The organism is Micromonospora sp. Mcm103 (genome assembly GCF_024519755.1).
Taxonomy (GTDB): Bacteria; Actinomycetota; Actinomycetes; order Mycobacteriales; family Micromonosporaceae; genus Micromonospora; species Micromonospora aurantiaca.
Genome location: NZ_JALJRJ010000016.1, coordinates 60913 through 87446 on the forward strand (window position 1 = coordinate 60913; position 26534 = coordinate 87446).

25 protein-coding genes, 3 tRNA genes and 1 pseudogene are annotated in these 26534 nt (G+C 74.2%); 21 read left to right on the top strand and 8 right to left on the bottom strand.

What is annotated here, in order from left to right; translation table 11 throughout:
* Entirely contained in the window at window positions 1–993 is a 993-nt protein-coding gene (locus OC439_RS19935) for an endonuclease/exonuclease/phosphatase family protein (protein WP_262014734.1), read from the bottom strand.
* A 278-nt stretch (window positions 994–1271) separates the two neighbouring features.
* Between OC439_RS19935 and OC439_RS19940 the strand changes: the two genes are divergently transcribed.
* The 9 genes from OC439_RS19940 to OC439_RS19980 all read left to right on the top strand — a co-directional run bounded on the left by OC439_RS19940 (window position 1272) and on the right by OC439_RS19980 (window position 8656).
* Window positions 1272–1793, top strand: a complete 522-nt coding sequence (locus OC439_RS19940; RefSeq protein WP_262014735.1) for a hypothetical protein — start codon at window positions 1272–1274, stop codon at window positions 1791–1793.
* A 192-nt stretch (window positions 1794–1985) separates the two neighbouring features.
* Window positions 1986–3035: an AAA family ATPase gene (locus OC439_RS19945; RefSeq protein ID WP_262014736.1), complete on the top strand. Its 1050-nt coding sequence runs from the start codon at window positions 1986–1988 to the stop codon at window positions 3033–3035.
* On the top strand, window positions 3032–4048 hold the full coding sequence (locus tag OC439_RS19950) for a DUF58 domain-containing protein (protein WP_262014737.1): 1017 nt from the start codon (window positions 3032–3034) through the stop codon (window positions 4046–4048). The genes OC439_RS19945 and OC439_RS19950 overlap by 4 nt, the downstream gene beginning before the upstream one ends.
* A complete protein-coding gene (locus tag OC439_RS19955) occupies window positions 4045–5004 on the top strand; it encodes a VWA domain-containing protein (protein ID WP_262014738.1) in 960 nt (319 codons plus the stop codon). Before OC439_RS19950 ends, OC439_RS19955 begins: the two co-directional genes overlap by 4 nt.
* Window positions 5005–5043: 39 nt before the next feature.
* A complete protein-coding gene (locus OC439_RS19960) occupies window positions 5044–5904 on the top strand; it encodes a S1C family serine protease (RefSeq protein ID WP_262014739.1) in 861 nt (286 codons plus the stop codon).
* A gap of 153 nt (window positions 5905–6057) precedes the next feature.
* Entirely contained in the window at window positions 6058–6354 is a 297-nt protein-coding gene (locus tag OC439_RS19965) for a hypothetical protein (protein ID WP_013284522.1), read from the top strand.
* Between the two features lie 9 nt (window positions 6355–6363).
* Entirely contained in the window at window positions 6364–6789 is a 426-nt protein-coding gene (gene arfB / locus OC439_RS19970; protein ID WP_262014740.1) for an alternative ribosome rescue aminoacyl-tRNA hydrolase ArfB, read from the top strand.
* A 49-nt stretch (window positions 6790–6838) separates the two neighbouring features.
* Entirely contained in the window at window positions 6839–7411 is a 573-nt protein-coding gene (locus tag OC439_RS19975) for a GNAT family N-acetyltransferase (protein WP_262014741.1), read from the top strand.
* 87 nt (window positions 7412–7498) lie between these two features.
* Window positions 7499–8656, top strand: a complete 1158-nt coding sequence (locus OC439_RS19980) for a cellulose binding domain-containing protein (RefSeq protein ID WP_262014742.1) — start codon at window positions 7499–7501, stop codon at window positions 8654–8656.
* Window positions 8657–8680: 24 nt separating this feature from the next.
* Here OC439_RS19980 and OC439_RS19985 read toward each other — a convergent pair whose 3' ends face one another.
* Window positions 8681–9565 carry a 3-methyladenine DNA glycosylase gene (locus tag OC439_RS19985; RefSeq protein ID WP_262014743.1) on the bottom strand — a complete coding sequence of 295 codons (885 nt, stop codon included), beginning with the start codon at window positions 9563–9565 and terminating at the stop codon, window positions 8681–8683.
* A gap of 34 nt (window positions 9566–9599) precedes the next feature.
* On the bottom strand, window positions 9600–11066 hold the full coding sequence (locus tag OC439_RS19990; protein WP_262014744.1) for a hypothetical protein: 1467 nt from the start codon (window positions 11064–11066) through the stop codon (window positions 9600–9602).
* Window positions 11067–11282: 216 nt separating this feature from the next.
* On the opposite strand from OC439_RS19990, the gene OC439_RS19995 reads away from it, so the two are divergent.
* From OC439_RS19995 to OC439_RS20010, 4 genes are all read left to right on the top strand, one after another.
* A complete protein-coding gene (locus OC439_RS19995; protein ID WP_262014745.1) occupies window positions 11283–12086 on the top strand; it encodes a fumarylacetoacetate hydrolase family protein in 804 nt (267 codons plus the stop codon).
* 107 nt (window positions 12087–12193) lie between these two features.
* Window positions 12194–12265 (top strand) — tRNA-Gln (locus OC439_RS20000).
* Between the two features lie 76 nt (window positions 12266–12341).
* A tRNA-Glu gene (locus OC439_RS20005) sits at window positions 12342–12414 on the top strand.
* 151 nt (window positions 12415–12565) lie between these two features.
* Window positions 12566–12638, top strand: a tRNA-Glu gene (locus OC439_RS20010).
* Window positions 12639–12783: 145 nt separating this feature from the next.
* Here OC439_RS20010 and OC439_RS20015 read toward each other — a convergent pair.
* On the bottom strand, window positions 12784–13470 hold the full coding sequence (locus OC439_RS20015) for an IclR family transcriptional regulator (RefSeq protein WP_262014746.1): 687 nt from the start codon (window positions 13468–13470) through the stop codon (window positions 12784–12786).
* Between the two features lie 49 nt (window positions 13471–13519).
* On the opposite strand from OC439_RS20015, the gene leuC reads away from it, so the two are divergent.
* From leuC to OC439_RS20035, 4 genes are all read left to right on the top strand, one after another.
* Window positions 13520–14962: a 3-isopropylmalate dehydratase large subunit gene (leuC, locus tag OC439_RS20020; protein WP_262014747.1), complete on the top strand. Its 1443-nt coding sequence runs from the start codon at window positions 13520–13522 to the stop codon at window positions 14960–14962.
* Window positions 14963–14977: 15 nt separating this feature from the next.
* Window positions 14978–15565: a 3-isopropylmalate dehydratase small subunit gene (leuD, locus tag OC439_RS20025; RefSeq protein WP_262014748.1), complete on the top strand. Its 588-nt coding sequence runs from the start codon at window positions 14978–14980 to the stop codon at window positions 15563–15565.
* A gap of 159 nt (window positions 15566–15724) precedes the next feature.
* A complete protein-coding gene (locus OC439_RS20030; RefSeq protein WP_262014749.1) occupies window positions 15725–16336 on the top strand; it encodes an HU family DNA-binding protein in 612 nt (203 codons plus the stop codon).
* A 136-nt stretch (window positions 16337–16472) separates the two neighbouring features.
* Window positions 16473–18452 carry an endonuclease/exonuclease/phosphatase family protein gene (locus OC439_RS20035; RefSeq protein ID WP_262014750.1) on the top strand — a complete coding sequence of 660 codons (1980 nt, stop codon included), beginning with the start codon at window positions 16473–16475 and terminating at the stop codon, window positions 18450–18452.
* Between the two features lie 6 nt (window positions 18453–18458).
* On the opposite strand, the gene OC439_RS20040 is transcribed toward OC439_RS20035, so the two are convergent.
* From OC439_RS20040 to cofC, 4 genes and pseudogenes are all read right to left on the bottom strand, one after another.
* Window positions 18459–19376, bottom strand: coding sequence for an NUDIX hydrolase (locus tag OC439_RS20040; RefSeq protein ID WP_262014751.1), 918 nt, complete (start codon window positions 19374–19376; stop codon window positions 18459–18461).
* Window positions 19377–19383: 7 nt separating this feature from the next.
* The gene (locus OC439_RS20045; protein ID WP_402811892.1) at window positions 19384–21690 is read right to left on the bottom strand and encodes an RNA degradosome polyphosphate kinase; all 2307 of its coding nucleotides are present in this window, start codon (window positions 21688–21690) and stop codon (window positions 19384–19386) included.
* Between the two features lie 54 nt (window positions 21691–21744).
* A complete protein-coding gene (locus tag OC439_RS20050) occupies window positions 21745–21942 on the bottom strand; it encodes a cold-shock protein (RefSeq protein ID WP_043330566.1) in 198 nt (65 codons plus the stop codon).
* A gap of 24 nt (window positions 21943–21966) precedes the next feature.
* Window positions 21967–22590, bottom strand: a pseudogene (gene cofC, locus OC439_RS20055) (2-phospho-L-lactate guanylyltransferase); the annotation flags it as partial.
* 95 nt (window positions 22591–22685) lie between these two features.
* On the opposite strand from cofC, the gene OC439_RS20060 reads away from it, so the two are divergent.
* The 4 genes from OC439_RS20060 to OC439_RS20075 all read left to right on the top strand — a co-directional run bounded on the left by OC439_RS20060 (window position 22686) and on the right by OC439_RS20075 (window position 26509).
* Window positions 22686–23411 carry a lysophospholipid acyltransferase family protein gene (locus tag OC439_RS20060; protein WP_262014752.1) on the top strand — a complete coding sequence of 242 codons (726 nt, stop codon included), beginning with the start codon at window positions 22686–22688 and terminating at the stop codon, window positions 23409–23411.
* On the top strand, window positions 23408–24415 hold the full coding sequence (locus OC439_RS20065) for an NAD(P)H-dependent glycerol-3-phosphate dehydrogenase (protein ID WP_013284538.1): 1008 nt from the start codon (window positions 23408–23410) through the stop codon (window positions 24413–24415). The genes OC439_RS20060 and OC439_RS20065 overlap by 4 nt, the downstream gene beginning before the upstream one ends.
* A gap of 11 nt (window positions 24416–24426) precedes the next feature.
* Window positions 24427–25545, top strand: a complete 1119-nt coding sequence (locus OC439_RS20070; protein ID WP_262014753.1) for a cystathionine gamma-lyase — start codon at window positions 24427–24429, stop codon at window positions 25543–25545.
* Between the two features lie 172 nt (window positions 25546–25717).
* Entirely contained in the window at window positions 25718–26509 is a 792-nt protein-coding gene (locus tag OC439_RS20075; protein ID WP_262014754.1) for a putative protein N(5)-glutamine methyltransferase, read from the top strand.
* Window positions 26510–26534: the final 25 nt, after the last annotated feature.

Here is a 26534-nt window from a genome sequence, read left to right on the forward strand (position 1 = left end):
TCAGCCGGCCGGCAGGCGCAGCTCGGCCAGCAGAGCGCGGTGGTCGCTGCCCGGCACCGAATGGGTGCCGGCGGCGCGCACCGCGATGCGCCTGTCGACGAGGACGTGGTCGATGGTGACCGGCGGGATCGGGTCGCCGTCGTAGGGCCCCCAGGTGCCGCCGAACCCGGCTCCGGCCGCGTCCGCCGCGTCGGTGTAGCCGGTGGCGATCAGGCCCCGCAGCGCCGCGTGGTCGAGCGTGGCGTTGAAGTCCCCGGCCAGCACGCTCAGCCCGCCGTCCGGGGTGGCAGGCGGCTGGGCGCGCTGGTCGGTCCACCAGTCCGGCACGACGTGCGGGGCGTACGGCGCGGCCGGATGAGCCGACTCCACCCGCACCGGTGGCGCCCCCGGCACGGTCACCGTCGCGTACGCCTGGGTGAAGAAGAAGCCCTTGTTGCGCCGGTGACCGGTGTCGCGCAGCGGGTGCCGGGCGTACACGCCGGAGCCGGTCGAGCCGACCTCGGGCGTCAGCGACCGGTGCGGCAGCAGGGTGGCCAGCCCGAGCCGGTCCAGCTCGGCCGCCAGCGGCGGGGTGAGTTCCTGCACCGTGAGCACGTCGACCCGCCGCGTCCGGACCAGGTCCACCAGCGCCGCCGGGTCGGCCGAGCCGAGGCGCAGGTTGGCGGTGAGCAGCCGCAGCGTCGGCCCGTCGGCGGCGGGCCGGTCGCCGGGGATCGCGCGGGGCGCCACCGCGCCGATCAGCGTCAGCGCGGCCAGGACCGCGATCACCGCCGGGGCGCGGCGCCGCAGGGCGAGCGCGGCCACCGCCACGACCGGGGCCACGGCGGCGGCGTACGGCGTGAACGCGACCGCCTGTACCAGCGGGCCGCGTTCCAGCCCGGTCAGGCGTACCAGTGCCCACGCGGCGACCGGCGCGACGGCGAGCCAGCACGCGACGGTGGCCGGGCGGCCGCCCCGAGTGCCGGCAGGGGGCAGTCGCGGCAGGGTGATCATGGCGGTCAGGCTACCCGGATCAGGGCCGGCGCGATGCCCTCCGAAACAATTTCGTGAATTGTTCCTCGCAATTTCCGAGCACTTTGCGGGTTGGCTGGACACGCAATAGTGCTATTGACCGCCCGCATTTTCCGGTGCTAGGTTCCACCTGGTTGAGACGTCGTGACTCTCTGTAGTAAGGCCAGCTCACGAGCGGTGCGCTCCCGGGCGGATACCCGATGATCCGCAATTTGACGCGCGCAGTCGCCGTATCACCACGGTCTACCAAGGGAGAACTCATGGCCACATTCTTGAAGCGAAAGGCGACGGTGGTGGCGCTCGCCGCGCTGTCGCTCAGCCTGGCCGGCGGCGGGATCGCCGCAGCCGCCCAGTCGGAGGCGAAGCCGCAGCCCGGTGCCCGGCACTCCACGGCCCAGCCGCCGGTGACCGCCGCCGAGCGGCAGGCCGCCCGCACCGCCATGCGGGCCACCCTGGCCCCACCGGCGGCCGGCCAGGTCGCCTGGGCCGTCGTGGCGGCAAACGGCACGCTGCTGCAGCACTCCGGCAACGTGGTGTCCTCGTTCCGGTTCACCCCCGGCGTCGGGGTCACCGTCGGGCAGTACCAGGTGCTGTTCGACTACAACGTCTCCGCCAAGGGGTACCACGTGTCGATCGGCACGAACGACTCGGCGAACGTCCCGCCGGGCGGCGAGATCTCGGCCGCGCCCCGCACGCTGACCCCGAACGCGGTCTTCGTGCAGACCCGCAACTCCACCGGCGGCGCCTCGGACCGGCCGTTCCACATCCTGGTCGCCAACTGACCCGTACGGCCCCGCACCGGCCCCCGCTCCGGCGGGGGCCGGTGTCGTGTTCCGTACCGGTCCGGCGGGTGCCGAGCCGCTTCGTGCCGTTCCCGCCCGGCTGGGGAGAAGCTGCCGGTCCGGCCCGCCGACCACCGCCCAGGGGCCGATAATCCGACGTTTGTCGCCGGTCCGGCACGGGAAGCAAGCACCGTGACGGACATCTCGGACACCCCGGCCAGCGTGCTCAGCCCGGTCGACGCCGACGCGAGCGGCGTCGAGCTGGAACAGACCCTCGTCGAGGTCAAACGCGTGATCGTCGGGCAGGATCGACTCGTCGACCGCCTGCTCACCGCCCTGATCGCCGACGGCCACTGCCTGCTGGAGGGCGTACCGGGGGTGGCCAAGACGCTGGCGGCGCAGACGCTCGCCACAGTGGTCGGTGGCACGTTCTCCCGCATCCAGTTCACCCCCGACCTGGTCCCCTCCGACATCGTCGGCACCCGCATCTACCGCGCCTCCACCGAACAGTTCGACGTGGAGCTGGGGCCGATCATGGCGAACCTGGTGCTCGCCGACGAGATCAACCGGGCCCCGGCCAAGGTGCAGTCGGCGCTGCTCGAGGCGATGGCCGAGCGGCAGGTCTCCATCGCCGGCCGGAGCTGGCCGGTGCCGGACCCGTTCCTGGTCCTGGCCACCCAGAACCCGATCGAGTCCGAGGGCGTCTACCAACTACCCGAGGCGCAGCGCGACCGCTTCCTGATGAAGGTCGTGGTCGACTACCCGAGCGACGCCGACGAACTGGCCATCCTCTACCGGATGAGCACCGAGCGGCCCACCGCGAGTACCGTGCTCGACCCGGTCCGGCTGCGCGATCTGCAGCGCCGCGCGACAGACGTCTTCGTCCACCACGCGCTCGCCGAGTACGTGGTCCGCCTCATCCTCGCCACCCGCGACCCGGAACGCTTCGGTCTGCCCGACGTCGCGCCCCTGCTGGCGTACGGGGCCAGCCCCCGGGCCACGCTCGGCCTGGTGGCCGCCGCCCGCGCGCAGGCGCTGATCCACGGACGGGACTACGTGCTCCCCGAGGACATCCGGGAACTCGCGGTGGACGTGCTGGCGCACCGGCTCGTGCTCTCCTTCGACGCGATCGCCGACGGCATCTCCGGCGAGGACGTGGTACGCCGCGTGATCGAGGCGGTGCCGCCGCCCCGGCTGGTGAACGGGCCCACCGAGACGGTGAACGACCTGGCGGCGGCATGACCGGCGAGGCCGGACCCGGGCTCGCCGATCTCGCCCCGGACCAGCGGCTGCGCCGGCTGGAGCTGACGGTGACCCGGCGGCTCGACGGCCTGCTGCACGGCCGGTACCGCGGCCTGCTCCCAGGTCCCGGCAGCGAGGCGGCCGGCAGCCGCGAGTACCGGCCCGGCGAGGACGAGGTGCGCCGGATGGACTGGGCGGTCACCGCCCGGACCACCGTCCCGCACGTCCGCGAGGTCGACGCGGACCGGGAGCTGACCACCTGGCTGCTCGTCGACGCCAGCCCCAGCATGGAGTACGGGACGTCCACGCTGGACAAACGGGAACTGGCGGTGGCCGCCGTGGCGGCGATCGGCTTCCTCACCGCCGGCGTCGGCAACCGGCTCGGCGCCCAGGTACTCACCCCGGACGGGTTGCGCCGGTTCCCGGCCCGCAGCGGGCGTATCCATCTGCTCGGGCTGCTGCGCGCGCTGCTCGGCGCCCCGCGTACCGGCGACCTGCCGGACTCCGACGGCGCGGGCGCGGCCGGCGCGGGCCGGCGCGACGCGGCGCCGGGCCTGGTCGACGGGCTGGACGGCCTTCAGCGCGTCGCCACCCGGCGCGGGCTCGTGGTGATCGTCTCCGACTTCCTCGACGAACTGCCCGACGACCCGGACGCCGCGCCGCCGCCGTGGGCCGCCACGCTGCGCCGCCTCGCGGTACGGCACCAGGTGCTCGCGGTCGAGGTGACCGACCCGCGCGAGCTGGAACTGCCGGACGTCGGCCTGATCACGCTGGTCGACCCGGAGAGCGGCCGGCACCGCGAGGTGTGGACCGGCGACCCGGGCCTGCGCGAGCGGTACGCGCGCGCCGCCGCCGAGCAGCGCGACCAGGTACGCCGCACCCTGCGCCGGGCCGGCGCGACCCACCTGGCGCTGCGCACCGACCGGGACTGGTGCGCGGACGTCGTCCGGTACGTGCACGAGCAGCGCCGGCTGGCCACCGTGCCGGCCGCGGCCCGCGGAGGTGTCGCATGACCTGGCAGTCCCCCGCCCGCCTCTGGCTGCTGCTCGCCGTCGTCGCGCTGGTCGCCGGCTACCTGGTGCTGCAACGGCGGCAGAGCCGGTACGCGGTGCGCTTCACCAACCTGCGCCTGCTCGACCGGGTCGCCCCGCGCCGCCCGGCCTGGCGGCGGCACGTCCCGGCGGGCCTGTTCCTCGCCATGCTGGCGCTGCTCGTGGTCGGGTTCGCCCGGCCCGAGGCGGAGGTGCGGGTGCCACGGGAGCGGGCCACGGTGATGGTCGCGGTGGACGTGTCCACCTCGATGCTCGCCGGTGACGTGGACCCGGACCGGCTGACCGCGGCCAAGGAGGCGGGCCGGCGGTTCGTCGACGGGCTGCCCGACGAGTTCAACGTCGGTCTCGTCGCCTTCGCCGGCAGCGCGGCCGTGCTGGTGCCGCCGAGCACCGACCGGGAGGCGCTGCACGACGGCATCGGGCGGCTGGCCGAGGGCATCACCGGCGTGCAGGGCACCGCCATCGGCGAGGCGATCAGCACCTCGCTCGGCGCGGTCAAGAGCCTGGACGCCACCGCCGCCAAGGACCCGCCGCCGGCCCGGATCATCATCCTCTCCGACGGCGCGAACACGTCCGGCATGGACCCGATGGAGGCCGCCGACCAGGCGGTCGCCGCGAAGGTGCCGGTGCACACCATCTCCTTCGGCACGCCCGGCGGCTCGGTCGACCGGGGCGGCCGCGCGATCCAGGTGCCGGTGGACGGGCAGACGCTGCGGGCGGTCGCCGAGCAGACCGGCGGCGGCTTCCACGAGGCGTCCACCACCGCCGAACTGAAGGACGTCTACGAGGACATCGGCACCTCGGTCGGCTACCGCACCGAGCGGCAGGACGTCTCGGCCCGCTTCATCGGCCTCGGGCTGGTCCTGGCGATGGGCGCCGCGGCCGGCTCGCTGCGGTGGTTCTCCCGGCTGCCCTGACCCGCACACCACTACCGCACGACATGTGAGGAGCCAGGCATGGCAGTGCAGACCGGACTCGGCGAGCCACGCGGACCGTGGTTCGTCTCGCCGGAGCTGGACCCGGACGGGCGCGGCCACCGGGAGGTACCCGGGGGCGGGCCGGACGCGGGGCGGCGGAGCATGCGGCACCGGCTGCTGAGCGTGGCGGCGGTGGTGGCGCTCTCCACCGTCTCCGGCGCGGCGGCCGGCACCTGGGCGGCCGATCAGGACTCGCCGGGACCGACCGCGGCGTCCGCCGCTCCGGTGCCCGCGGAGCTGGTCACCGCCGCCGGCAAGACGGTGCCCGGCGTGGTCTCGGTGATGGTCGGGGGCCGCTCCGGCGCGTCCGCGTCCGGCTCCGGCTTCGCCATCGACAACGAGCAGCACATCGTCACCAACGACCACATCCTGGCCCGCGGCGGTGCCGGCGCGGTGACTGTGGAGACCTCGGACGGGCGGCGCTTCCCGGCCGAGGTGGTGGGCCGGGAACCGGCGAGCGACCTGGCCGTGCTGAAGGTGCCCGCGTCGGCCGGGTTGCCGCCGTTGCCGCTCGCCAAGGCGAACTCGACGCGGGTGGGGGAGCCGGTGCTCGCCGTCGGGTCGCCGCTCGGGCTCGCCGGGACGGTCACCGCCGGCATCGTCAGCGCGCTGAACCGGCAGGTACGGATCGGCAACGGCCGGCACACGGCGGTGCAGACCGACGCCTCGATCAATCCGGGTAACTCCGGTGGTCCGCTGGTGAACGCGCGCGGTGAGGTGGTCGGCGTGAACACCGCGATCGCCACCATCGACGGCAACGGCTCCATCGGCATCGGCTTCGCCATCCCGATCGACCAGGTCCAACAGACCGCCGACACCATCATCGGCCGGGGCGGCTGAGTCAAACGGGCGCGGTCTCCCGCGTGGGGTTGCTCCGGCCCCCGCGCGGCGCTGACCTGCACAAGCATCGCAAGATCGGTGCGAACTGTCGGATATCCGGCGTGGGATCATCGGGGCATAGAAATATTACGCTGAGTATGGATACTGGCGGAGGTGGAGCAAGCTGTCATTGCGGCCCTCCTCGTGGTGGGCCTGATCATCGGCGCCGGTGTCGGCGCGTCCTACGCGCGTGCGAAACGTGGCTGGACGGATTACCAGACGATCCGGACGAGCGTCCCCGGTGCCCGGCGCAACGCCTGGCTCGCGATCCGGGGCGTCGTCGTCAAGCTCGCCGTGATCGCCCTGCTGCTCGTCGGCGCGGCCGCGTACGCGGCGTCCGGCGGCGGCGAGGAACGGGCCGGTCCCACGCCGAGCGCCACCCCCACCCCGAGTCATCGCGCCGGGCGCTAGCCTCGGGGGGTGGACGACGGACTGCGGGTCACCGATCGGCTCACGGTGCCCGCCGCCGAGCTGCGGGAACGGTTCTCCCGCTCGTCCGGCCCGGGTGGGCAGGGAGTCAACACCACCGACTCCCGGGTGGAGCTGAGCTTCGACCTGGCCGGCTCGCCGAGCGTGCCGGAGACGCTGCGGGAACGGGCGCTGGCCCGGCTCGCCGGCCGCCTGGTCGGCGGCGTGCTCACGGTGACCGCCAGCGAGCACCGCGCCCAGCTGGCCAACCGCGAGGCGGCCCGCGAGCGGATGGCCGCGCTGCTGCGCGAGGCCGTCGCCCCGCCGCCGAAGCCGCGCCGGCCGACCCGCCCCTCGCGTGGCGCCAAGGAACGCCGCCTGGCCGAGAAGAAGCGCCAGTCCCAGCGCAAACGCGACCGCCGGGTGGACGGCGACTGACCGAAAAACGGTTGAGCCGCCCGGTACGCCGGCCGGAGAATTCCGCCACGTGATCGACTTCTCCGTCAAGCCCACGCTCACCGGCGAGCGGGTGATGCTGCGCCCGTTCCACGACGACGACCTGCCGGCGCTCGCCGAGATCCTGGCCGACCCGGAGGTGGTCCGGCTGACCGGCAGCCCGGCCGGCGAGACGTTCGAGCCGTCCCGTCTGCGCGCCTGGTACGGCACCCGCAACAGCCAGGACGACCGGCTCGACCTCGCGGTGGTGGACCGGGCGAGCGGCACCTGCGTCGGCGAGGTGGTCCTCAACGAGTGGGACCGGGCCAACGCGAGCTGCAACTTCCGCACCCTGATCGGCCCCGGCGGCCGCGACCGCGGCCTCGGCACCGAGGCGGTCCGGCTGATCGTCGGGTACGGCTTCGAGCGGCTCGGCCTGCACCGCATCGGCCTGGAGGTGTTCGCGTTCAACCCGCGTGCCCGGCGCGCCTACGAGAAGGTGGGCTTCGTCGCCGAGGGGACGCTGCGACAGGTGCTGCGCGACGGCGACGACTGGGTGGACGCCACTGTCATGTCGATCCTCGCTCCGGAGTGGAACCGGCACCGGGGGCACCCGGAGGGTTGAGCCGAAGGCGTCGAAGCGCTTCAATGCGTACGGGAGCTTCAGGGCCGTCACCGACCACCACGTCACAGTGACAGGAGTCCCTTCCGCATGTCCCGAAACCCCCTGCGCGCCGCGCTGACCGCGCTCGCCGCGCTGCTGCCGGTCCTCGCTCTCGGCCTCGCCCTCACCGCCACCACGCCCCCGGCCGCCGCAGCGGCCACCCCGGTCCGCGTCATGCCGCTGGGCGACTCCATCACCGGGTCACCCGGCTGCTGGCGGGCACTGCTCTGGAACCGCCTCCAGTCCACCGGCCACACCGACGTCGACTTCGTCGGCACGCTCGGGCCGCAGGGCTGCGGCGTGCCGTACGACGGCGACAACGAGGGTCACGGCGGCTACCTCGCGACGAACGTGGCGAACCAGAACCTGCTGCCCGGCTGGCTTGCCGCCACCCGCCCGGACGTCGTGCTCATGCACTTCGGCACCAACGACGTGTGGAGCAACATCGCGCCCGCCACGATCCTGGCCGCGTACTCCAAGCTGGTGGACCAGATGCGGGCCGCCAACCCGGCCACCACGGTGCTGGTCGCGAAGATCATCCCGATGAACCCGGCGAGCTGCCCGGAGTGCGGCCAGCGGACCGTGGCGCTCAACGCGCTGATCGACGGCTGGGCGGCCGGGAAGACCACAGCCGCCTCCCCGATCGTGGTGGTCGACCAGTGGACCGGGTTCAGCACCGCCACCGACACGTACGACGGCGTGCACCCGAACGCCGCCGGCGACCAGAAGATGTCCGACAGGTGGTACCCGGCGCTGGCCGCCGCGCTGGCCCGCACCACGCCCGGCCCGACCACGTCCCCGACCGGCGGCCCCACCTCGTCGCCCACCGTCAGCCCTTCGCCCACGACCAGCCCTTCACCCACGACCAGTCCGTCGCCCACGACCGGCCCGACGTCGGTGCCCGGCGGCTGCACCGCCACCTGGCGGATCGCCGGTCAGTGGCCGGGCGGCTTCCAGGGGGAGGTGACAGTCCGCAACGACGGCGCCGCGCCGATCGCCGGCTGGACCGTGCGCTTCCCGCTCACCGCGGGCCAGCGGATCAGCCAGGCGTGGAGCGCCGACGTGACGCAGAGCGGAACCACAGTGACCGGCCGGAACGCGAGCTGGAACGGCGCCCTGGCCCCGGCCGCCCAGACCACGTTCGGGTTCCTCGCAGACGGTGCCGTCCCGAGCCCGGCACCGGCAGTGACCTGCGCCGCGAACTGATCCCCGCGCCGGCCGGCCCCGCGCTCAGCGGCGGTCGGCCGGCACGGCCCGGTCCAGCGCTGCCAGCAGCCGGGCCCGCAACCCGGCGGCCCGCTCGGCGAACCCGCGCTGTGCGGCGGCGTACTCGGCCCGGCCCTCCGGCGTCTCCACAGGCACCGGCGGGTAACCCAGGTCGGCCAGGTCGTACGGGCTGGCCCGCATGTCCAGCGCCCGGATCTCCCGGGCCAGCGCGAAACAGTCCGCCACCAGCTCCGACGGCACCAGCGGCGACAGCTTGTACGCCCACTTGTACAGATCCATGTTGGCGTGTAGGCAGCCTGGCTGCTCCAGCGCGTGCTGGCCCTCCCGGGTCGGCTGGAGCACGTTCAGCGGCCGGGCCGGCGCGGTGAAGAACCGGAACGCGTCGAAGTGGCTGCACCGCACGCCGCGCTCGGAGACCACAGCCGCCGTCTCCGCCGGGCTCAGCCGCAGCGGCCAGGCGTTGTGGCGCACCTGCTCCTGGGTCTGCCGGTAGACCATCGCCCACTCGTGCATGCCGAAACAGCCGAACTGCGCCGGGCGTCCGGCGGTCGCCGCGAGCAGCGTACGGATCCAGGCGATCGACTCGGCGCGCCGCGCGCGTACCCGATCGGTGTCGAGGGTGAGCCCGGCGGCGCCCGCCGTGTAGTCCGGGCCGAAACCGGCCGGGTCGGCGTCGCGCAGCACCACGCCCGCACCCGGGTGCCAGCGGCGCAACTGCGCCGGGCGGTGCGAGTAGTAGGTGAACAGGAAGTCCTCCACCGGGTGCTTCACCCCGGTGCGGCGGCGCTCCAGGTGCGGCGTCAGCCAGGCGTCCACCCGCGCCTCGTGGGCGTGCCGGCGCGCCTGCCAGTCGGCCAGGTCGAGCGCGGGGGCGAGGGCGGCGGTCACACACCCCAGGGTACGACCGCCGCCCGTGCCCGGATCACGCCACGTCCACCCGCACGCCCGCCGAGAAGACGCCGCTGCGCAGCTCCAGCCGTTTCGGCGGCTCGTCGCCGCGCATGGTGAACACCAGCGGCAGCAGCACCCGCCGCCCGGCGGCCACCGGCTGGGAGAAGACGTCCCGGCCCAGGTTCGCCACCCGGGTCGCGTCCTCGTCCGCCGCCACCCAGTTGCCGCTGGGCAGGTACGCCCGCTGCAACTGCCCGTGCCAGGTCTGGTCCTCGGTCGTGAGGTTGCGCACCCCGACCGTGGCCAGGCACGGCCGGCCGCCGCCCGGCGCCGGCGGCAGGACGTCGGCACCGCAGCTCACCCGGTAGACGGTGAACTCGAACGCGGTCTCGCGCAGCGGCTGGCCCAGCCCGCCGGTGACGCTGCTGCCGACCCACGCGCCGCTCGTCGGCTGCTTGGTGGTGTCCATCGCGGCCACCCGCTGCGTGGCCGACCAGGCCGCCGCGCCGACCACACCGGCCAGCACGGCCGCCGCCACGCCGACCACGAGCCACACCGGCGGGCGGCGACGACGGCTCGCGGGCGACGGCACCGCCGTACGCGGATAGACGGTGCCGCGCTCGGCCGCCCCTCGGTCCGGCACGCTGTGACCAGGGCCGCCCTGGCCGGGCCCGGCTCCGCCCGGCACGCCCGGGCCGGGCACGCCGCTTCCCGGGGCGCCGGTGTGCATGGCGCCGCCTCCGGGCGTACCGGTGGGAGTCGCGGCGCGTCCCGCCGCGGTGCGCCGGCGGCGGCGCCGGAGCGCCCACCACACCACACCGGCGGTCACCACCAGCAGCGCGGTGAACGCGGCGAGCAGCACCGGCGGCCGCCGCCAGGCCGGGGCGGCGGTGACCTGCGCCGCCGGAGCCGTCGCGGCGCCCACCCACGTGGCCGTGGCGCAGTCGAACGGGCGCGTGCCGTCCGAGCCGTAGACGCAGGTGGGGGCCGTCACCGAGCGGCCCGGACCGGGGACCGACAGCGCGGTGTGCAGCGTGGTGGTGCTCTTCGCCGGCAGCCGCAGCCGCCAGGTCACCTCACCGGCGCTCATCCCGGCGGGTCGGCTGGTCCGCCCACCGCCGGTCACCGTGGTGGCCCGCGACCCGTTCGGCAGTTCCTGCCGGACCATCGTGTCGACGGGCGAGGTGCCGGCGTTGCGGACCTCGATCCGGTAGCCCGGCGCCGGGGTGCCCGACGCGCCCACCGCCACGCTGACCGGGGGCATCGACGGCCGGACCGGTGCCGGGCCGGTGGTCGGCACCGCAGGGGGCACCGCCGGCACGCCGGTCGGGATCGGGGTGGCCGCGGCACCGTGGATGACAGCCGGTGCCGGGGCCGGACGGGCGGGGGCGGCGGCCGCGCCGGGCGTCGCCGGGGACAGCGCCGGTACGGCGGCGATGACGCCGAGGCAGTTCACGAACACTGCCAGGGCCCTGTGGTGTCGTCTCGATGCAGGCATACCAACGAACCTCCGGACCCGAAGCTATGGGCCGGGGACCGCCGGGCGGGTACGAAGCCGCCATTCCCGCCCCGTCCGGCGCGATCGCGCGTACCCTGTCCGGCCCTTGCCGATCCGGTGCCGCCGGCGGCCGGTGAGGGTGTGGCGCGCGGCGGCCGGGGCGTGCCGCCTGCCGGTGTCCGCCGGGCGGCCCGCGGGCGGGGATAGATTGGCCGGGTGCGTATCGCTCGTTTCGCTCATGCCAAGGGAATGTCGTTCGGGGTCGTCGAGGGCGAGTCGGAGGCCGGGCCGCAGGGCCTGACCATCGCCGAGATCGAAGGCCACCCGTTCGGGCAGATCCAGTTCTCCGGCGCCCGCTGGGCGCTCTCCGACGTCCGGCTGCTGTCGCCGATCCTGCCCAGCAAGGTGGTGTGTGTCGGCCGTAACTACGCCGAACACGCCGCCGAGCACGGCAGCGAGGTGCCGAAGGAGCCGCTGCTGTTTCTCAAGCCGTCCACCTCGGTGATCGGCCCCCGCGATGCCATCCGGTTGCCGATCTTCTCCAAGCAGGTCGAGCACGAGGCGGAACTCGCCGTGGTGATCGGCGCCCCCGGCGCCCGCCGCGCCGACCGGGCCGCCGCCGAACGGGCCATCTTCGGCTACACCTGCGCCAACGACGTCACCGCGCGGGACCTCCAGCGCTCCGACGGGCAGTGGACCCGCGCCAAGGGCTTCGACTCGTTCTGCCCGATCGGGCCGTGGATCACCACCGGGCTCGACGTGAGCGACCTGGAGATCCGGTGTGAGGTGGGCCGCAACCCGGAGGAGATGGAGGTACGTCAGCTCGGCCGGACCAAGGACATGGTGTTCGACGTACCGGGCCTGGTGTCGTACATCTCGCACGTGATGACGCTGCTGCCCGGCGACGTGGTCCTCACCGGCACGCCGGCGGGGGTTAGTCCGCTCACCGAGGGGGATACGGTCACCGTGCGGATCCAGGGGATCGGGGAGCTGAGCAACCCGGTGGTCCCTGTCGCCTGATCCGCTCCGATGCCTCGTTTCCGCTGGTCAGGTGGGTTTCGAGGGGTTGGATTTGGCCTGTCGGCACCGGGAGGGTAAAGTTCATTCCCGGCGCCGCAAGGGGCCAATGGGGTATGGGGTAATTGGCAGCCCGACTGATTCTGGTTCAGTTAGTCTAGGTTCGAGTCCTGGTACCCCAGCGCAACCGAGGGTTCGTGAGAGCCCTCGGACGCTGGATTCCGGCAGTTCACGCTGGCGGAGTGCAATGAAGGTTCTGGCCCCGTCGTCTAGCGGCCCAGGACGCCGCCCTCTCAAGGCGGTAGCGCCGGTTCGAATCCGGTCGGGGCTACAGCACCGACAGCCCGTCCCGTTTTCCGGGGCGGGCTTTCTGCTGTCCGGCCCACGCGCGCAGGGGGTGCCCCCCGGCGGTGGTGCCGCGCGGGATGCCGCTAGACTACTGCCACACCGCCCGGCAGGGTGGTGAAGCACGAAAAGTGCCTGGCCCCGTCGTCTAGCGGCCCAGGACGCCGCCCTCTCAAGGCGGTAGCGCCGGTTCGAATCCGGTCGGGGCTACACCCACGAACGGCCCGTCTCGCTCCGCGAGGCGGGCCGTTCGCATTCCCCGCCCCTCCCCGCCCCGTTGATCATGAAGTTAGCGGCAGCCGGGGAGATCAAAAATGCCGCCAACTTCATGATCAACGCGAAGGGGGTGGGTGGGTCAGAGGCCGGAGAGGCGCTGGCCGGCTCGGACCACGGCTATGGCGTGGCGTTCGCCGGGGCGGCGGCCGAGGCGCTCGATCGGGCCGGAGATGCTGATCGCGGCGATCACCCGGCCGGTGCGGTCGCGGATCGGCGCCGAGACGCTCGCCACACCCGCCTCCCGCTCGGCGACGCTCTGCGCCCACCCGCGCCGCCGCACCTCGGCCAGCGTGCGGCCGGTGAACTTGGAGCGGGGGAGCAGCGGCATGACCGCCTCCGGGGGCTCCCAGGCGAGCAGGATCTGCGCCGCCGAGCCGGCGGTCATCGGCAGCACCGAGCCGACCGGGACGGTGTCCCGCAGGCCGCTGGCGCGCTCGGCGGCGGCCACACAGATCCGCTCGTCGGCGCGGCGCAGGTAGAGCTGGGCGCTTTCGCCGGTGGCGTCCCGTAGCGCGGCGAGCAGCGGCTCGGCGGCGGTCAGGAGCACGTCCGGGGCCGCGTTCGCCAACTCGCCCAGGCGTGGACCCGGGCGCCAGCGCCCCTGGGTGTCCCGGACGAGCATCCGGTGGATCTCCAGCGCCTGTGCCAGCCGGTGCGCGGTGGCCCGGGGCAGCTTGGTGCGTTCAACGAGTTCGGCCAGGCTGGCGCCGTCGACACAGGCGGCCAGGATGACCACCGCCTTGTCGAGAACGCCGACACCGCTCATACTGTGTCCCACAAGCCGAAATTTACCTCCCAGAATTTAGGATGTCCAGATGGTGGGAGTCACTCAACCGAGGACCCTGGCCGAGAAGGTCTGGGACGCACACGTGGTCCGCTCCGCCGCCGGCGAGCCGGACCTGCTCTTCATCGACCTGCACCTGCTGCACGAGGTGACCAGCCCGCAGGCGTTCGACGGGCTGCGTCTGGCCGGGCGCGGGGTCCGCCGTACCGACCTGACGATCGCGACCGAGGACCACAACACCCCGACCGGGTACGACGACCCGGCGTTCCGTTCCCGGCGCGGCGACCTGCTCACGATCGCGGACCCCACCTCCCGCACCCAGATCGAGACGCTGCGCCGCAACTGCGCCGAGTTCGGCGTCCGCCTGCACCCGCTGGGCGACGAGAACCAGGGCATCGTGCACGTCATCGGCCCGCAGCTGGGCCTCACCCAGCCCGGCATGACGATCGTGTGCGGCGACTCGCACACCGCCACCCACGGCGCGTTCGGCGCGCTGGCGTTCGGCATCGGCACCAGTGAGGTCGAACACGTGCTGGCCACGCAGACGCTGCCGCAGGCCCGCCCGAAGACCATGGCCGTGAACGTGGTCGGCGAGCTGGCGCCCGGCGTCACCGCCAAGGACCTGGTGCTCGCGCTGATCGCGCAGGTCGGCACCGGCGGCGGGCGTGGGCACATCGTCGAGTACCGGGGCGAGGCGATCCGCGACCTCTCGATGGAGGGGCGGATGACGATCGCGAACATGTCCATCGAGTGGGGCGCCAAGGCCGGCATGATCGCGCCGGACGAGACCACGTTCGCGTACCTGAAGGGGCGGCCCAACGCGCCCCAGGGCGACGACTGGGACGCGGCGCTGGAGTACTGGCGGACGCTGCCCACCGACGAGGGGGCGACCTTCGACACCGAGGTCACGCTCGACGCGAGCCGGATCACGCCGTTCGTCACCTGGGGCACCAACCCCGGGCAGGGCGTGCCGCTGGGCGCCACCGTGCCGGACCCGGAGGACTTCGTCACCGAGCCGGAGCGGGTCGCCGCCCGTCGCGCGCTGGAGTACATGGACCTCACCCCGGGCACCCCGATGCGCGACCTCGCGGTGGACGTGGTGTTCGTCGGCTCCTGCACCAACGGCCGCCTGGAGGACCTGCGGGCCGCCGCCGAGGTGCTGCGCGGGCGCCGGGTCGCCGACGGCGTACGCATGCTCGTGGTCCCCGGCTCCGCCGCGGTCCGCGAGGCGGCCGAGATCGAGGGGCTGGACAAGGTCTTCACCGAAGCCGGCGCCGAGTGGCGCTTCGCCGGCTGCTCCATGTGCCTGGGCATGAACCCGGACACGCTGAAGCCGGGTGAGCGCTCCGCCTCGACCTCCAACCGCAACTTCGAGGGCCGCCAGGGCCGGGGCGGGCGTACCCACCTGGTGTCCCCGCCGGTCGCCGCCGCCACCGCCGTGGTCGGCCGGCTGGCCGCCCCCGCCGATCTGTAGAAGGGCAGCCGACTGATGGACAAGTTCACCACCCACACCGGCACGGCCGTGCCGCTGCGCCGATCCAACGTGGACACCGACCAGATCATCCCCGCCGTGTACCTCAAGCGGGTGACCCGGACCGGATTCGCCGACGGTCTGTTCAACGCGTGGCGGGAGGACCCGTCATTCGTCCTCAACGATCCCGCCCATTCAGGTGCGTCGATTCTGATCGCCGGCCCCGAGTTCGGCACCGGATCCTCCCGGGAGCACGCCGTCTGGGCGCTGCGGGACTGGGGCTTCCGGGCCGTCATCTCGCCTCGCTTCGGCGACATCTTCCGCGGCAACGCGCTCAAGGAAGGCCTCCTTCCGGTCGAGCTGGAATTGAAAGCCGTGGAAGAACTGTGGGATCTCGTGGAATCCGAGCCGACCACGCCGATCACTGTCGACCTCGCCGCCCGTCAGGTCCACGCCGGTGACGCCACCTGGGCGTTCCCGCTGGACGACCACAGCCGTTGGCGGCTGATGGAGGGCTTGGACGACATTGGACTCACTCTCCGGCACGAGTCCGAGATCAGCACGTACGAGGCGGCCCGGCCGGCGTTCCTGCCCTCGATCGCCTGACCTCAAGCGCTATTCGCCCCCACCGGTGCATCCGGTGGGGGCGAATCCGTTACGACACAAGGGCTTTTTTCCACCGAATGTTTGTGTCCAGGCAGCACAGGGCATACCGTGCGCGCAGAATGGCTCGCGTCGAGTCAGTTGCACAATCGGGAGGAAGTCGTGAACAAGGCCGAGCTCATCGAGGCGCTCGCCGTTCGCCTGGGGGACCGGAAGACGGCGACGGCCGCGCTCGACGCGGTTCTCGCTGAGGTCCAGGCGGCGGTCACCAAGGGCGAGAAGGTGGCGATCACCGGTTTCGGAGCGTTCGAGAAGCGCGTCCGGGGAGCCCGAACAGCGCGCAATCCGCGGACCGGCGAGGCGGTGAAGGTCAAGAAGACCTCCGTCCCGACGTTCCGGGCGGGCGCGGGCTTCAAGGAGATGGTGGCCAGCGGCAAGGTGCCGAAGGACACCGCCGCCGCGAAGAAGACCACCGGTGCCGCCAAGGCCACCGGCGGCCGGACCACCGCTGCCGCCAAGAAGACCACGGCGGCGAAGGCCACCAAGGCCACCAAGACCACCGCTACCAAGAAGGCCGCGCCGGCGAAGAAGGCCGCCGCGACCAAGACCACGGCGGCGAAGAAGACGACCGCGGCGAAGTCCACCGCGGCGAAGAAGACCGCCACCGCCAAGAAGACGACCGCGGCGAAGTCCGCCACGGCGAAGAAGACCACGGCGGCCAAGAAGGCGCCCGCGAAGAAGGCACCGGCCAAGAAGGCCGCCACCCGGCGCTGACCGGACGGCCCACGAAAGGGCGCCCACCGTTCGCGGTGGGCGCCCTTTCGCATGGGTACGCCGTTGACCGCCCGCCGTCGCGCCCCGCAGAATCGCCGTGCCGAAAACCCCCGTCGGTCACGAGAAGAGGCGCCCCGTGCGGCACCGTCACCTCTCCACCCTCACGCTCGCGCTCGGTATCGCGGTCCTGCTGGACGTGCTCCGCGTCTGGCTCCCGTCGGTCATCACCCTGTTCGGCCAGGCCGCCGAGACACCCGCCGAGCTGCTCGGCGCGTTCGCGCTCGGCTGGTTCGTGCTGGCGCTCGCCGCGCCCACACTCGTACGCCGCATCGGCGCCGCCCCGGTCGGACTCGCCGCGGCGGGCGTGCTGGCGGCGGCCCGGCTGGCGCTGACCGCGCAACCCGGCGGCCCGGCCCAGCTCTGGCTGGCCTGCGCCGGACTGCTCGCCGGCCTGATCTGGCTCGCCGCGATCGCCGCGTCGGTGCCAAGGCCGGTCGCCGGGCTGGCGCTCGGGCTGGCCGGGAACGCGGTCGGGCATGCCCTGCTCGGCACCGAGGACCTGGTGTGGCGCGGCGGTGTGCTCGCCTGGAGCCTGAGCGCCCTGCTGGTGCCGGCGTTCCTGGCCGCCTCGGTGGCGGTACTGCGGGACCGGGCCGCCGCTCCGGTACGCGGCGACGCGGCGCGGACGGCCGCCCCGGCGACGGATGTGGCGGACGGCGACGCCGGGCGGCGCGTGCCCACCCCGGGCCGCCGGGCCTGGTTGCTGTGCGGTCCGGCGCTGTTGCTGGCCGGGCAGGTGGCGCTCGCCCCGGCGCTCTGGAGCGCCGCCGCCGGCACCGGATCGCCTGATTTCCCCGGCCTCGTCCGCCCCGGAAACGGTGCCCTGCCGGGCGCGCTCGCGGTGCTGCTGTTCCTCGCGGCGGCGTTGTTCCGGGCACCGGCGCGCGTGGCGCGGGTGCTGTGGCCGCTCGCGCTGCTCGCCGGGTCGGTGCTGTTCGTGACCGGGCTGCTCGTCCCGGCGTACCTGCTCACCGCCGCCGGCCTCGGCGGCTGCCTGGCCCGCACCGACACGGCCGCCGACGACGGCCCGGCCGGCGCCACTGACGAACGAGGCGCGGACGACGGGCGGGCGGGGACGCGGCGCGGTCGGGCGGCGACGCTCGGGATGCTGGTGTTCGCGGTGGCCACGGTCGCCTACTACGCCGCCTACGACCTGGGGTACCCCAACGGCTGGGCGCCGGTCGCCGCGGCCGTCCTGGTGGCTCTGGTGGCGGCTACCGCGCCCGTCCAGCCCGGCGCGGCCGCACCTGGCCCGGTGCTGCCCGCAACGGTCCGGGTCGCGGCCCTGGCCGGGCTCACCGTGCTGGCCGGGCTCGGCGCCGCGCTGCACGTACCGCCCGCACCGGCCCGGGCCACGACGGCGCCGGCGGCGGTACGGGTGGCGGCGTACAACATCCGGATGGGGTTCGGCCTGGACGGGCGGCTGGACCTGGACGCGGTGGCCCGGGAGTTGCGCGGCGCCGACGTGGTGCTGCTCAGCGAGGTCGACCGGGGCTGGTGGCTCAACGGCGGCCACGACACGCTGGCGCTGCTGGCCGGGCGGCTGGGGATGCCGTACGTCTTCGGGCCCGCCGCCGACCCGGTCTGGGGCGACGCGGTGCTCAGCCGTTTCCCGATGCGGTCCGGGCAGACGCGGCGGCTGACCGCGCACGGCGCGCCGACCGGGGCGCAGGCCCTCGGCGTCACGCTCGAACTCGGCGGGCGGGAACTGGCGGTGGTGGCCACGCACCTGCAACCGCCGCCCGGCCGGGATCCGGTCGAGCAGGCGGGCGAGGTGGCCGAATTCGCCGGCCGGTACGCGAACGGCCGCCCACTGGTGCTCGGCGGTGACCTGAACACCGAGCCGGACGACCCGGCGTTCGCCGAGTTCACCCGCGCGGGGCTGGTGGACGCGCTGGCCGCGGCCCGGCCGCTGCGGACCAGCCCGGCCGACGATCCGCGCACCCAGATCGACCATGTCTTCACCTCGCCGGGGCTGACCGCCACCGAGGTACGCGCGCCGCGCACCGAGGCCAGCGACCACCTCCCGGTGACGCTCACCGTCACGCTGTCCTGAACCGCCTCACAGACGGTCGGGGAGGACCAGCCGGTCACCGGCGAACGGCAGCAGCCAGCCGCCGCCCTTGTCGGTGGTGAAGTCCTCGTCCACCCGGCCGGTGAGCCGTTCCAGCGCGCCCGGGATCACCTTGCCCTGGCTGCATACCGCCACCGTCCCGGCGGCCTGCGCCAGCGCGACGAGCCGGGCCGCGGTGGCGAGCGCGCACTCCTCGACCTGCTGGCCCGGCGCCGGCTCGTCGAAGTCGCCGCAGACCTCGATCGGCAGGTCCAGCCGGGCCGCCGCCGGGTCGAGCGTCTGCACGCAACGCCGGGCCGAGGCGGAGAACAGGCGGGCCGGGCGGACCAGCGCGACGAGCGGGACCAGCGCCCGCGCCTGCGTCCATCCCTTGTCGTCGAGCGGGCGGCCGTGGTCCGGGCCGGTCCAGGTGCCGCGCTTGCCGGCGTGCGCGTGCCGGACCAGCAGCACCGTCGCGGTGACCGGCGGCAGCGCCGCGAACGCGGCGATCACCTCGGCGTCGTGCGGGTAGCTGACCCGGCGTACCGCGTCGTCGACCGGGAACCAGGCCACGTCGTCGACCTCGGTGCCGGGCTGGAAACCGCCGGTGCCGGCCGCCCGCATGGACCAGTAGTCGACCGCCTTGGCGAGACCCTCGCTGCGGTAGCGGACGGTGGGCAGGCGGACCTGCGGCACGGCGCGGACGTCTGATTCCTCGGCCACCTCGCGGACGGCGGCCACGAGCGGGTGCTCGCCGCGGTCCAGCTTGCCCTTCGGCAGCGACCAGTCGCCGTATCGGGGGCGGTGCACGAGGCAGACCTCGACGCCGGCCGGACCCGGGCGCCACACCACCCCACCGGCGGCCCGGATCCGTACCGGTTCGTCGTCGCTCACCCGCTCACCGTATGCCCGCCCGGCACGCGCCACGGCCCGGTCAGTCCGCCCGGCCGCCGACCCGGCGCAGCAACAGATCCTGGAGGTGGGTCAGCCGCACGTCGCCGTCCCCGGTACGCCGGTGCCAGGTGCCGTCGGCGGCCAGCTCGAACGCGTCCACGTCCGGATCGAACGCGGCGGTGAGGACGTGGTCCAGTTCGGCCCGGGCCACCGGGTCGCTCACCTGCACCAGCGCCTCGACCCGGCGGTCCAGGTTGCGGTGCATCAGGTCGGCCGAGCCCATCCAGAACTCGGCGTCGCCGTTGTTGCCGAACCGGAAGATCCGGGAGTGTTCCAGGAACCGGCCGAGGATCGAGCGGACCCGGATGTTCTCCGACAGCCCCGGCACGCCCGGCCGCAGCGTGCACATGCCGCGGATCAGCAGGTCCACGTGCACGCCGGCCCGCGACGCCCGGTAGAGCGCGTCGGTGATCTCCTCGTCCACCAGGGAGTTCACCTTGAACTGCACGAGCCCCGGCATGCCCAGCCGGACGTGTTCGATCTCCCTGTCGATGCGTTCGATCAGGCCGCTGCGGATGCCCTGCGGCGCCACCAGCAGCCGCCGGAACGCGGTCTGCCGGCTGTAACCGGTGAGCACGTTGAACAGGTCGGTCAGGTCGGCGCCGATCTCCGGGTCGGCGGTGAGCATGCCGAAGTCCTCGTAGAGCCGGGCCGTCTTCGGGTGGTAGTTGCCGGTGCCGATGTGGCAGTAGCGGCGGATCTGGTTGCCCTCCTGGCGTACCACCAGCGCGGTCTTGCAGTGCGTCTTGAGCCCCACCAGGCCGTACACGACGTGGCAGCCGGCCCGTTCCAGCGTGCGGGCCCAGCCGATGTTCGCCACCTCGTCGAAGCGCGCCTTCAGCTCCACCAGCACCACCACCTGCTTGCCGGCGGCGGCCGCGTCGACGAGCGCGTCCACGATCGGGGAGTCGCCGCTGGTGCGGTAGAGCGTCTGCTTGATGGCGAGCACGTTCGGGTCGGCCGCCGCCTGCTCGACGAAGCGCTGCACGCTCGTCGCGAACGAGTGGTACGGGTGGTGCACCAGCACGTCGCCGTCGCGCAGCGTGGCGAAGACGCTGCGCGGCACCTCACCCTCGGCCAGCCGCGGATGGGTGGCCGGCACGAACGACGGGTCCTTCAGGTCGGGCCGGTCCGCCTCGCCGTACACCTGCCACAGCGCGGACAGGTCGAGCAGGCCGCGGACCCGCAGCACGTCGTGGCCGTCCATGTCCAGCTCACGGACCAGCAGCTCCAGCATGTGGTCGGAGATGGACGCGGCGACCTCCAGGCGTACCGGCGGGCCGAACCGGCGCCGGGCCAGCTCCCGTTCCAGCGCCTGGAGCAGGTCCTCGTCGCGGTCCTCGTCCACCTCCACCTCGGCGTTGCGGGTCACCCGGAACAGGTGGCACTCGACCACCTGCATGCCGGAGAACAGCTGGCCGAGGTGCACCGAGATGAGGTCCTCGACCGGCAGGAACCGCACGCCCGGCTGGTCGCGGTGCACCCGGACGAACCGGGGCACGTTGTTCGGCACCTTGACCCGGGCGAACAGCTCCGAGCCGCCGTCCGGGTCGCGCACCGACACGGCCAGGTTCAGCGACCGGCCGGAGATGTACGGGAACGGGTGCGCCGGGTCGACCGCCAGCGGGGTGAGCACCGGGAAGATGTGCTCCCGGAACCAGGTGCGCAGCCGCTCCCGCTCCGCGTCGTCCAGGTCGCTCCAGCGCAGTATGCGGATGTCCTCGGCGGCGAGCTTCGGCAGCACGTCGTCGACCAGGCAGGCGGCGTGCCGGGCGACCAGGCCCGCGGCCTTCTCGGTGATCAGGTCGAGCTGGGTGCGCAGCGGCAGCCGGTCGCCGCCGCGTACCGGCAGGCCGGCGGAGAGCCGCCGCTTCAACCCGGCCACCCGGACCATGTAGAACTCGTCCAGGTTGCTGGCGAAGATGGCCAGGAACTTCGCCCGTTCCAGCAGCGGGGTGCGCGGATCCTCGGCGAGCGCCAGCACCCGGGCGTTGAAGTCGAGCCAGGACAGCTCCCGGTTGAGGAAACGGTCCTCCGGCAGCGGCGGTACGGCCGGCGGGGCGGCGTCCGCGGCGGTCTCGCCGGCCGGGCCGGGGCCCTCCACCGGGTCGAGCGGCTCGTCCAGGCCGGTCGCGCCGGCCGCGTCCGGGTCGGCGCCGAGGCGCTCCTCCGGGGGCCGGGTCTGGCGGAACCGCCCGTCCGGGCCGCGGGTGGGGCGGCCGTTGCGGGGCGTGCCGGGGTCGAGGATCGGCGGCGGGCCGTCGGGGTGCTCGCGAGGGGTGCTCACCACCTCATGATTCCCCGATAAGGGTGAACGGAAAATGAACTCGGGCCAGGTTGTTCACGCCATCGTCGGCAAGGTCACCCGGACCACCTCGCCGTCGGCGTCCCGCTCGATCCGGACACGCTGCCCCAAACGGAGCAGCCGCAGCCCGGAGGCGTCGAACGCGCGGGCCGGGAACGCCAGCTCGGTGCCGTCGTCGAGCAGCAGCACGCCGCTGCGGGTCGACGCGTCGTAGGTGGCCACCGTCCCCTGCATGCCAGCACCGTACCGGACCGCCCCGGCGACCCGGGCCAGCAGCGCGGCGGTGCGCGGCCCCACGCCCAGCCCGGCGGCGTCGGCCAGGTCCGCCGGGGTGTCCACGTCCCGGCGCAGGCTGGGCCACTCCCCGGCGAGCGGCAGCGCCCCGCTCGCCGCGTGCGCCGCGGCCGAGCCGGGCCCGAACCGCGGCGACAGCGCCGCGCCGGCCGGCGCGGCGAGCAGCACCGTGCCTCCGCCCGGGGCGTCAGCCACGAACCCGCGTACCCCCTGGCCGGCCCGCAGCGCGGCGGCCAGGTCGGCCGGTCGCAGCGCGGGCAGGTCGGCGGTCAGGCCGGCCACCGCGGCGCGCGGACCGGCAACCGCCGCACCGTGCCGGAACGCCGCGTTGAGGCCGCCGCCAGGGTCGCCGGCGACGTCGGCGCCGACCGCGCCGGCCGCCGCCGCCACCAGCGGGTCGTCGGTGACCACGAGCACCCCGGCCACCGCCGGGCACGCCCGCACCGCGCGCAGCGTGTCGGCCGCCAGGGCCAGTGCCAGCTCCTCATGGGGTACGCCGGGCAGCGCGCCCCGCAGACGGCTCTTCGCCGCCGGCAGGCGCTTCACCGGCATCACCACGGTCCAGCGGGCCTCAGACACGCCGACCATCCTGCCAGCGAGGCCGCCGGTACCCGCACTGGCCGCAGCGGGGGCGAACAGGCATGATTCTGTGCCGGGGCGCGAGGGCGGATCGAGGAGGCACTGTGGCACGGCGCAGGCTGGGGTTCTGGCGACGGCTCGCCGTGGTGCTGGTGAAGCCGCTGATGACGGTCTGGACCCGGCGCACCTGGCGGGGCATGGATCACCTGCGCGGCGACGGCGGCGTGATCCTCGTGCCGAACCACATCTCGCACGCCGACCCGCTCGTGGTCGCGCACTACGTCTACGACGCCGGGCGCTGGCCGCGCTTCCTCGGCAAGGCCAGCGTGTTCCGGGTGCCGGTGGTCGGCGCGATCCTGCACCGCTGCCAGCAGATCCCGGTCGAGCGGGGCACCGTCGAGGCGGTCAAGTCGCTGGACAAGCTGGTCGCCGCGCTGGCCGAGGGGGGCGCGGTGGTGATCTACCCGGAGGGCACCACCACCCGGGAGCCGGACCTGTGGCCGATGAAGGGCAAGACCGGCGCGGCCCGGCTGGCGCTGGCCACCGGCGCCCCGGTGGTCCCGATCGCGATGGTCGGCCCGGAACGGATGTTCGACCCGCGTACGGCCCGGTTCGGGCTGCGCCCGCGTACCCCGGTGACGGTGATCGCCGGGCCGCCGGTGGACCTGAGCCGCTGGGCCGGCGCCACGCCGACCCGGCCGATCCTGGAGGAGATGACGGACACCATCATGCTGCGCATCCGGGATCTGGTCGCGGAGATCCGCGGCGGCACACCACCGCCGCTCTGGCAGCGGCCCGCCCGCACCGGCACCCGGGAGGTCACCGAATGAGCGGGCACGTCGCCGTGCTGGGCGCCGGTTCCTGGGGGACCGCGTTCGCCAAGATCCTCGCCGACGCCGGGCGGGACGTGACCGTCCTGGCCCGCCGGGCCGCCGTGGCCGAGGCGATCCGGACCGGGCGGCACAACCCGGAGTACCTGCCGGGGATCCGCCTGCCCGAGCGGGTGACCGCCACCGGCGACGCCGCCGAGGCGATCGAGGGGGCCGAGGTGGTGGTGCTCTCGGTGCCCTCGCAGACGCTGCGCGGCAACCTCGCCGACTGGACGCCGTACCTGGCGCCGGACGCCACGCTCGTGTCGCTGATGAAGGGCATCGAGCTGGGCACCACCAAGCGGATGAGCCAGGTGATCACGGAGACCGCCGGGGTGCCCGCCGACCGGGTGGTGGTCGTCTCCGGGCCCAACCTGGCCCCGGAGATCGCCGCCGAACAGCCGGCCGCCACAGTGGTCGCGGGCACCGACAGCCGGCGTACCGCGCTGGTGCAGGCGTCCATCCGGACGCCGTACTTCCGCCCGTACACGAACGACGACGTGATCGGCTGCGAGCTGGGCGGCGCGGTGAAGAACGTGATCGCGCTGGCGTACGGCATCGCCACCGCGATGGGCTTCGGCGACAACACCCGGGCCATGCTGATGACCCGCGGCCTGGCCGAGACCGCCCGGCTGGGCGTGGCGCTCGGCGCCGACCCGATCACGTTCGCCGGGCTGGCCGGCATGGGTGACCTGGTCGCCTCCTGCTCGTCGCCGATGGCCCGCAACCGCACCTTCGGCGAGCACCTGGGCCGGGGCGAGACGCTGGAACAGGCCCAGGCGGCCACCCGGCAGACCGCCGAGGGCGTCAAGAGCTGCCTGGCCATCCGCGACCTGGCCCGCGCGCACGGCGTCGAGATGCCGATCACCGAGCAGATCGAGCGGATCTGCCACGAGGGGATGGATCCGCGCCTGGCGGTGGACGCGCTGATGAGCCGCACCGCCAAGCCCGAGTCGTACGAGTGAGCGGAGCGGGGATGAGCAGCGAGCACTGGGGTGACGGCACGCGCAGCGTGCACGCCGGCCTGCCGGACGCGGTACCCGGGCAGCCGTTGCTGCCCGGCCCGGTCTTCGCCGCGCCGTACCACCTGGACCCCGAGCGCGGCCCGTCGGCGGCGGTGGACGGGTACGGGCGGCCCGACAACCCCACCCGGCGGCTGCTGGAGACGGCGATCGGCGAGCTGGAGGGCGGCGACTGCCGGGTCTTCGCCAGTGGCCAGGCCGCCATCACCGGGCTGCTGCTGACAGTGCTGCGCCCCGGCGACACCGTGCTGCTGCCCGCCGACGGCTACTACTCGGTGCGCTCCTTCGCCTCCGGCGCGCTGGAGCAGCTCGGGGTACGCGTGGTGCTCGTGCCCACGGCCGGGCCGTACCCGTCGTTCGACGGTGTCCGGCTGGTGCTGCTGGAGACCCCGGCGAACCCCGGCCTGGACGTCGTCGACGTGGCGGCGGTGGCCGCCGCCGCGCATGCCGCGGGAGCGCTGGTGGCGGTGGACAACACCACCGCCACGCCGCTCGGCCAGCGCCCGCTGGAGCTCGGCGCGGACGTGGTGGTCGCTTCCGGCACGAAGGCGCTGACCGGCCACTCGGACCTGCTGCTCGGCTACCTGGCGACACGGGACGCCGGGCTGCGGGACGCGACGACCACCTGGCGCAACACCACCGGCGGCGTGCCCGGCGCGTTCGACTGCTGGCTGGCCCACCGGTCGCTGGCCACGCTCGACCTGCGGCTGGCCCGGCAGACCGCGAATGCGCGGGCGCTGGCCGACCTGCTCGCGGACCGCCCGGACGTCACCGGCCTGCGCTGGCCCGGACGGCCGGACGATCCGGCGTACCCGGTCGCGTCGGCCCAGATGCGGCGCGTACCGGGTGTGCTCTCGTTCGACCTGGGTGACGAGCGCCGGGTGGCCCGGTTCCTCGCCGCCTCCCGCCTGGTGGCCGCCGCCACCTCGTTCGGTGGCCTGCACAGCACCGCCGACCGGCGGGCCCAGTGGGGCGACGACACGACGCCGGGCTTCGTGCGGTTCTCCTGCGGCGTCGAGGACACCGCCGACCTGCTCGCCGACGTGACGGCGGCGCTGGACGCGGCGGGCTGACGGCGTATCGGCCGCTGGGCTAAGGTGACGGGCAGCCACGGCCCGTGCGGCCCCGACCCGAGGAGGTGAGTCCGATCCACAAGCAGAGGACCGGCGCTCCCTCCGAGTCCGCGTCGCTTCGGGGCTGAGGCGACGCCGGGGGCGCCGACGAGCGCTTCCCGAAAGGCTTGCCATGGCATCCACCGTGTTCACCCCCGACCGTCCGGCCCTCGTCCGGCGGCTGCGCGCCGCCGGTTGCGTCTTCGCCGAGGACGAGGCGGACCTGCTGATCGCCGCCGCCGACTCGGCGCAGTCGCTGACCCGGCTGGCCGACCGTCGCGTCGCCGGCCTGCCGCTGGAGCATCTGCTCGGCTGGGCCGAGTTCTGCGGCCGCCGCATCGCCGTACACCCGGGGGTCTTCGTGCCGCGCGGTCGTACCGCCCTGCTCGTCGACACCGCGACGGCGCTGGCCGGGCCGGCACCCGCGGTGCTCGACCTGTGCTGCGGCTGCGGCGCCGCCGCCGTGGTGCTGCACGAGCGGCTGACGCCGCGCTGGCTGGCCGCCGCCGACATCGACCCGGTGGCGGTGGCCTGCGCCCGGCGCAACCTCGAACCACTGGGCGTCCCGGTCTACCAGGGCGACCTGTTCGACGCGCTGCCGGCCGGCCGGCGCGGGACGCTGGACCTGGTGGTGGCGAACGCGCCGTACGTGCCGACCGCCGCGGTGGCCTCGCTGCCGGCCGAGGCACGCCTGTACGAGGCGCCGGTGGCGCTGGACGGCGGCACCGACGGCCTGGCCGTGCTGCGCCGGGTCGCCTCCGGCGCGGCCGAGTGGCTCGCCCCGGGCGGGCACGTCGTGGTCGAGGTGAGCGTCGCGCAGGCCCCGGAGCTGTGCGCCGTGTTCACCGCCGCCGGGCTGGAGCCGGCGGTGGTCCGCGACGAGGAACGCGAGGCGACAGCGGTGACCGCCCGCCGTCCCGGCTGATCGCGGCGGGGGAGTCCCGCCGGGG

Excerpts from the sequence above, each read along its gene's own strand:
- OC439_RS19940 (WP_262014735.1), top strand. The coding sequence starts at position 1,272 with ATGGCCACATTCTTGAAGCGAAAGGCGACGGTGGTGGCGCTCGCCGCG.
- OC439_RS20050 (WP_043330566.1), bottom strand. The coding sequence starts at position 21,942 with ATGCAGGGGACGGTGGCCACCTACGACGCGTCGACCCGCAGCGGCGTG.
- OC439_RS19935 (WP_262014734.1), bottom strand. The coding sequence starts at position 993 with ATGATCACCCTGCCGCGACTGCCCCCTGCCGGCACTCGGGGCGGCCGC.
- OC439_RS19950 (WP_262014737.1), top strand. The coding sequence starts at position 3,032 with ATGACCGGCGAGGCCGGACCCGGGCTCGCCGATCTCGCCCCGGACCAG.
- leuC (WP_262014747.1), top strand. The coding sequence starts at position 13,520 with ATGGTGGGAGTCACTCAACCGAGGACCCTGGCCGAGAAGGTCTGGGAC.
- OC439_RS20065 (WP_013284538.1), top strand. The coding sequence starts at position 23,408 with ATGAGCGGGCACGTCGCCGTGCTGGGCGCCGGTTCCTGGGGGACCGCG.
- leuD (WP_262014748.1), top strand. The coding sequence starts at position 14,978 with ATGGACAAGTTCACCACCCACACCGGCACGGCCGTGCCGCTGCGCCGA.
- OC439_RS19990 (WP_262014744.1), bottom strand. The coding sequence starts at position 11,066 with ATGCCTGCATCGAGACGACACCACAGGGCCCTGGCAGTGTTCGTGAAC.
- OC439_RS20070 (WP_262014753.1), top strand. The coding sequence starts at position 24,427 with ATGAGCAGCGAGCACTGGGGTGACGGCACGCGCAGCGTGCACGCCGGC.
- OC439_RS19980 (WP_262014742.1), top strand. The coding sequence starts at position 7,499 with ATGTCCCGAAACCCCCTGCGCGCCGCGCTGACCGCGCTCGCCGCGCTG.
- OC439_RS20075 (WP_262014754.1), top strand. The coding sequence starts at position 25,718 with ATGGCATCCACCGTGTTCACCCCCGACCGTCCGGCCCTCGTCCGGCGG.
- OC439_RS19960 (WP_262014739.1), top strand. The coding sequence starts at position 5,044 with ATGGCAGTGCAGACCGGACTCGGCGAGCCACGCGGACCGTGGTTCGTC.
- OC439_RS20015 (WP_262014746.1), bottom strand. The coding sequence starts at position 13,470 with ATGAGCGGTGTCGGCGTTCTCGACAAGGCGGTGGTCATCCTGGCCGCC.
- OC439_RS19955 (WP_262014738.1), top strand. The coding sequence starts at position 4,045 with ATGACCTGGCAGTCCCCCGCCCGCCTCTGGCTGCTGCTCGCCGTCGTC.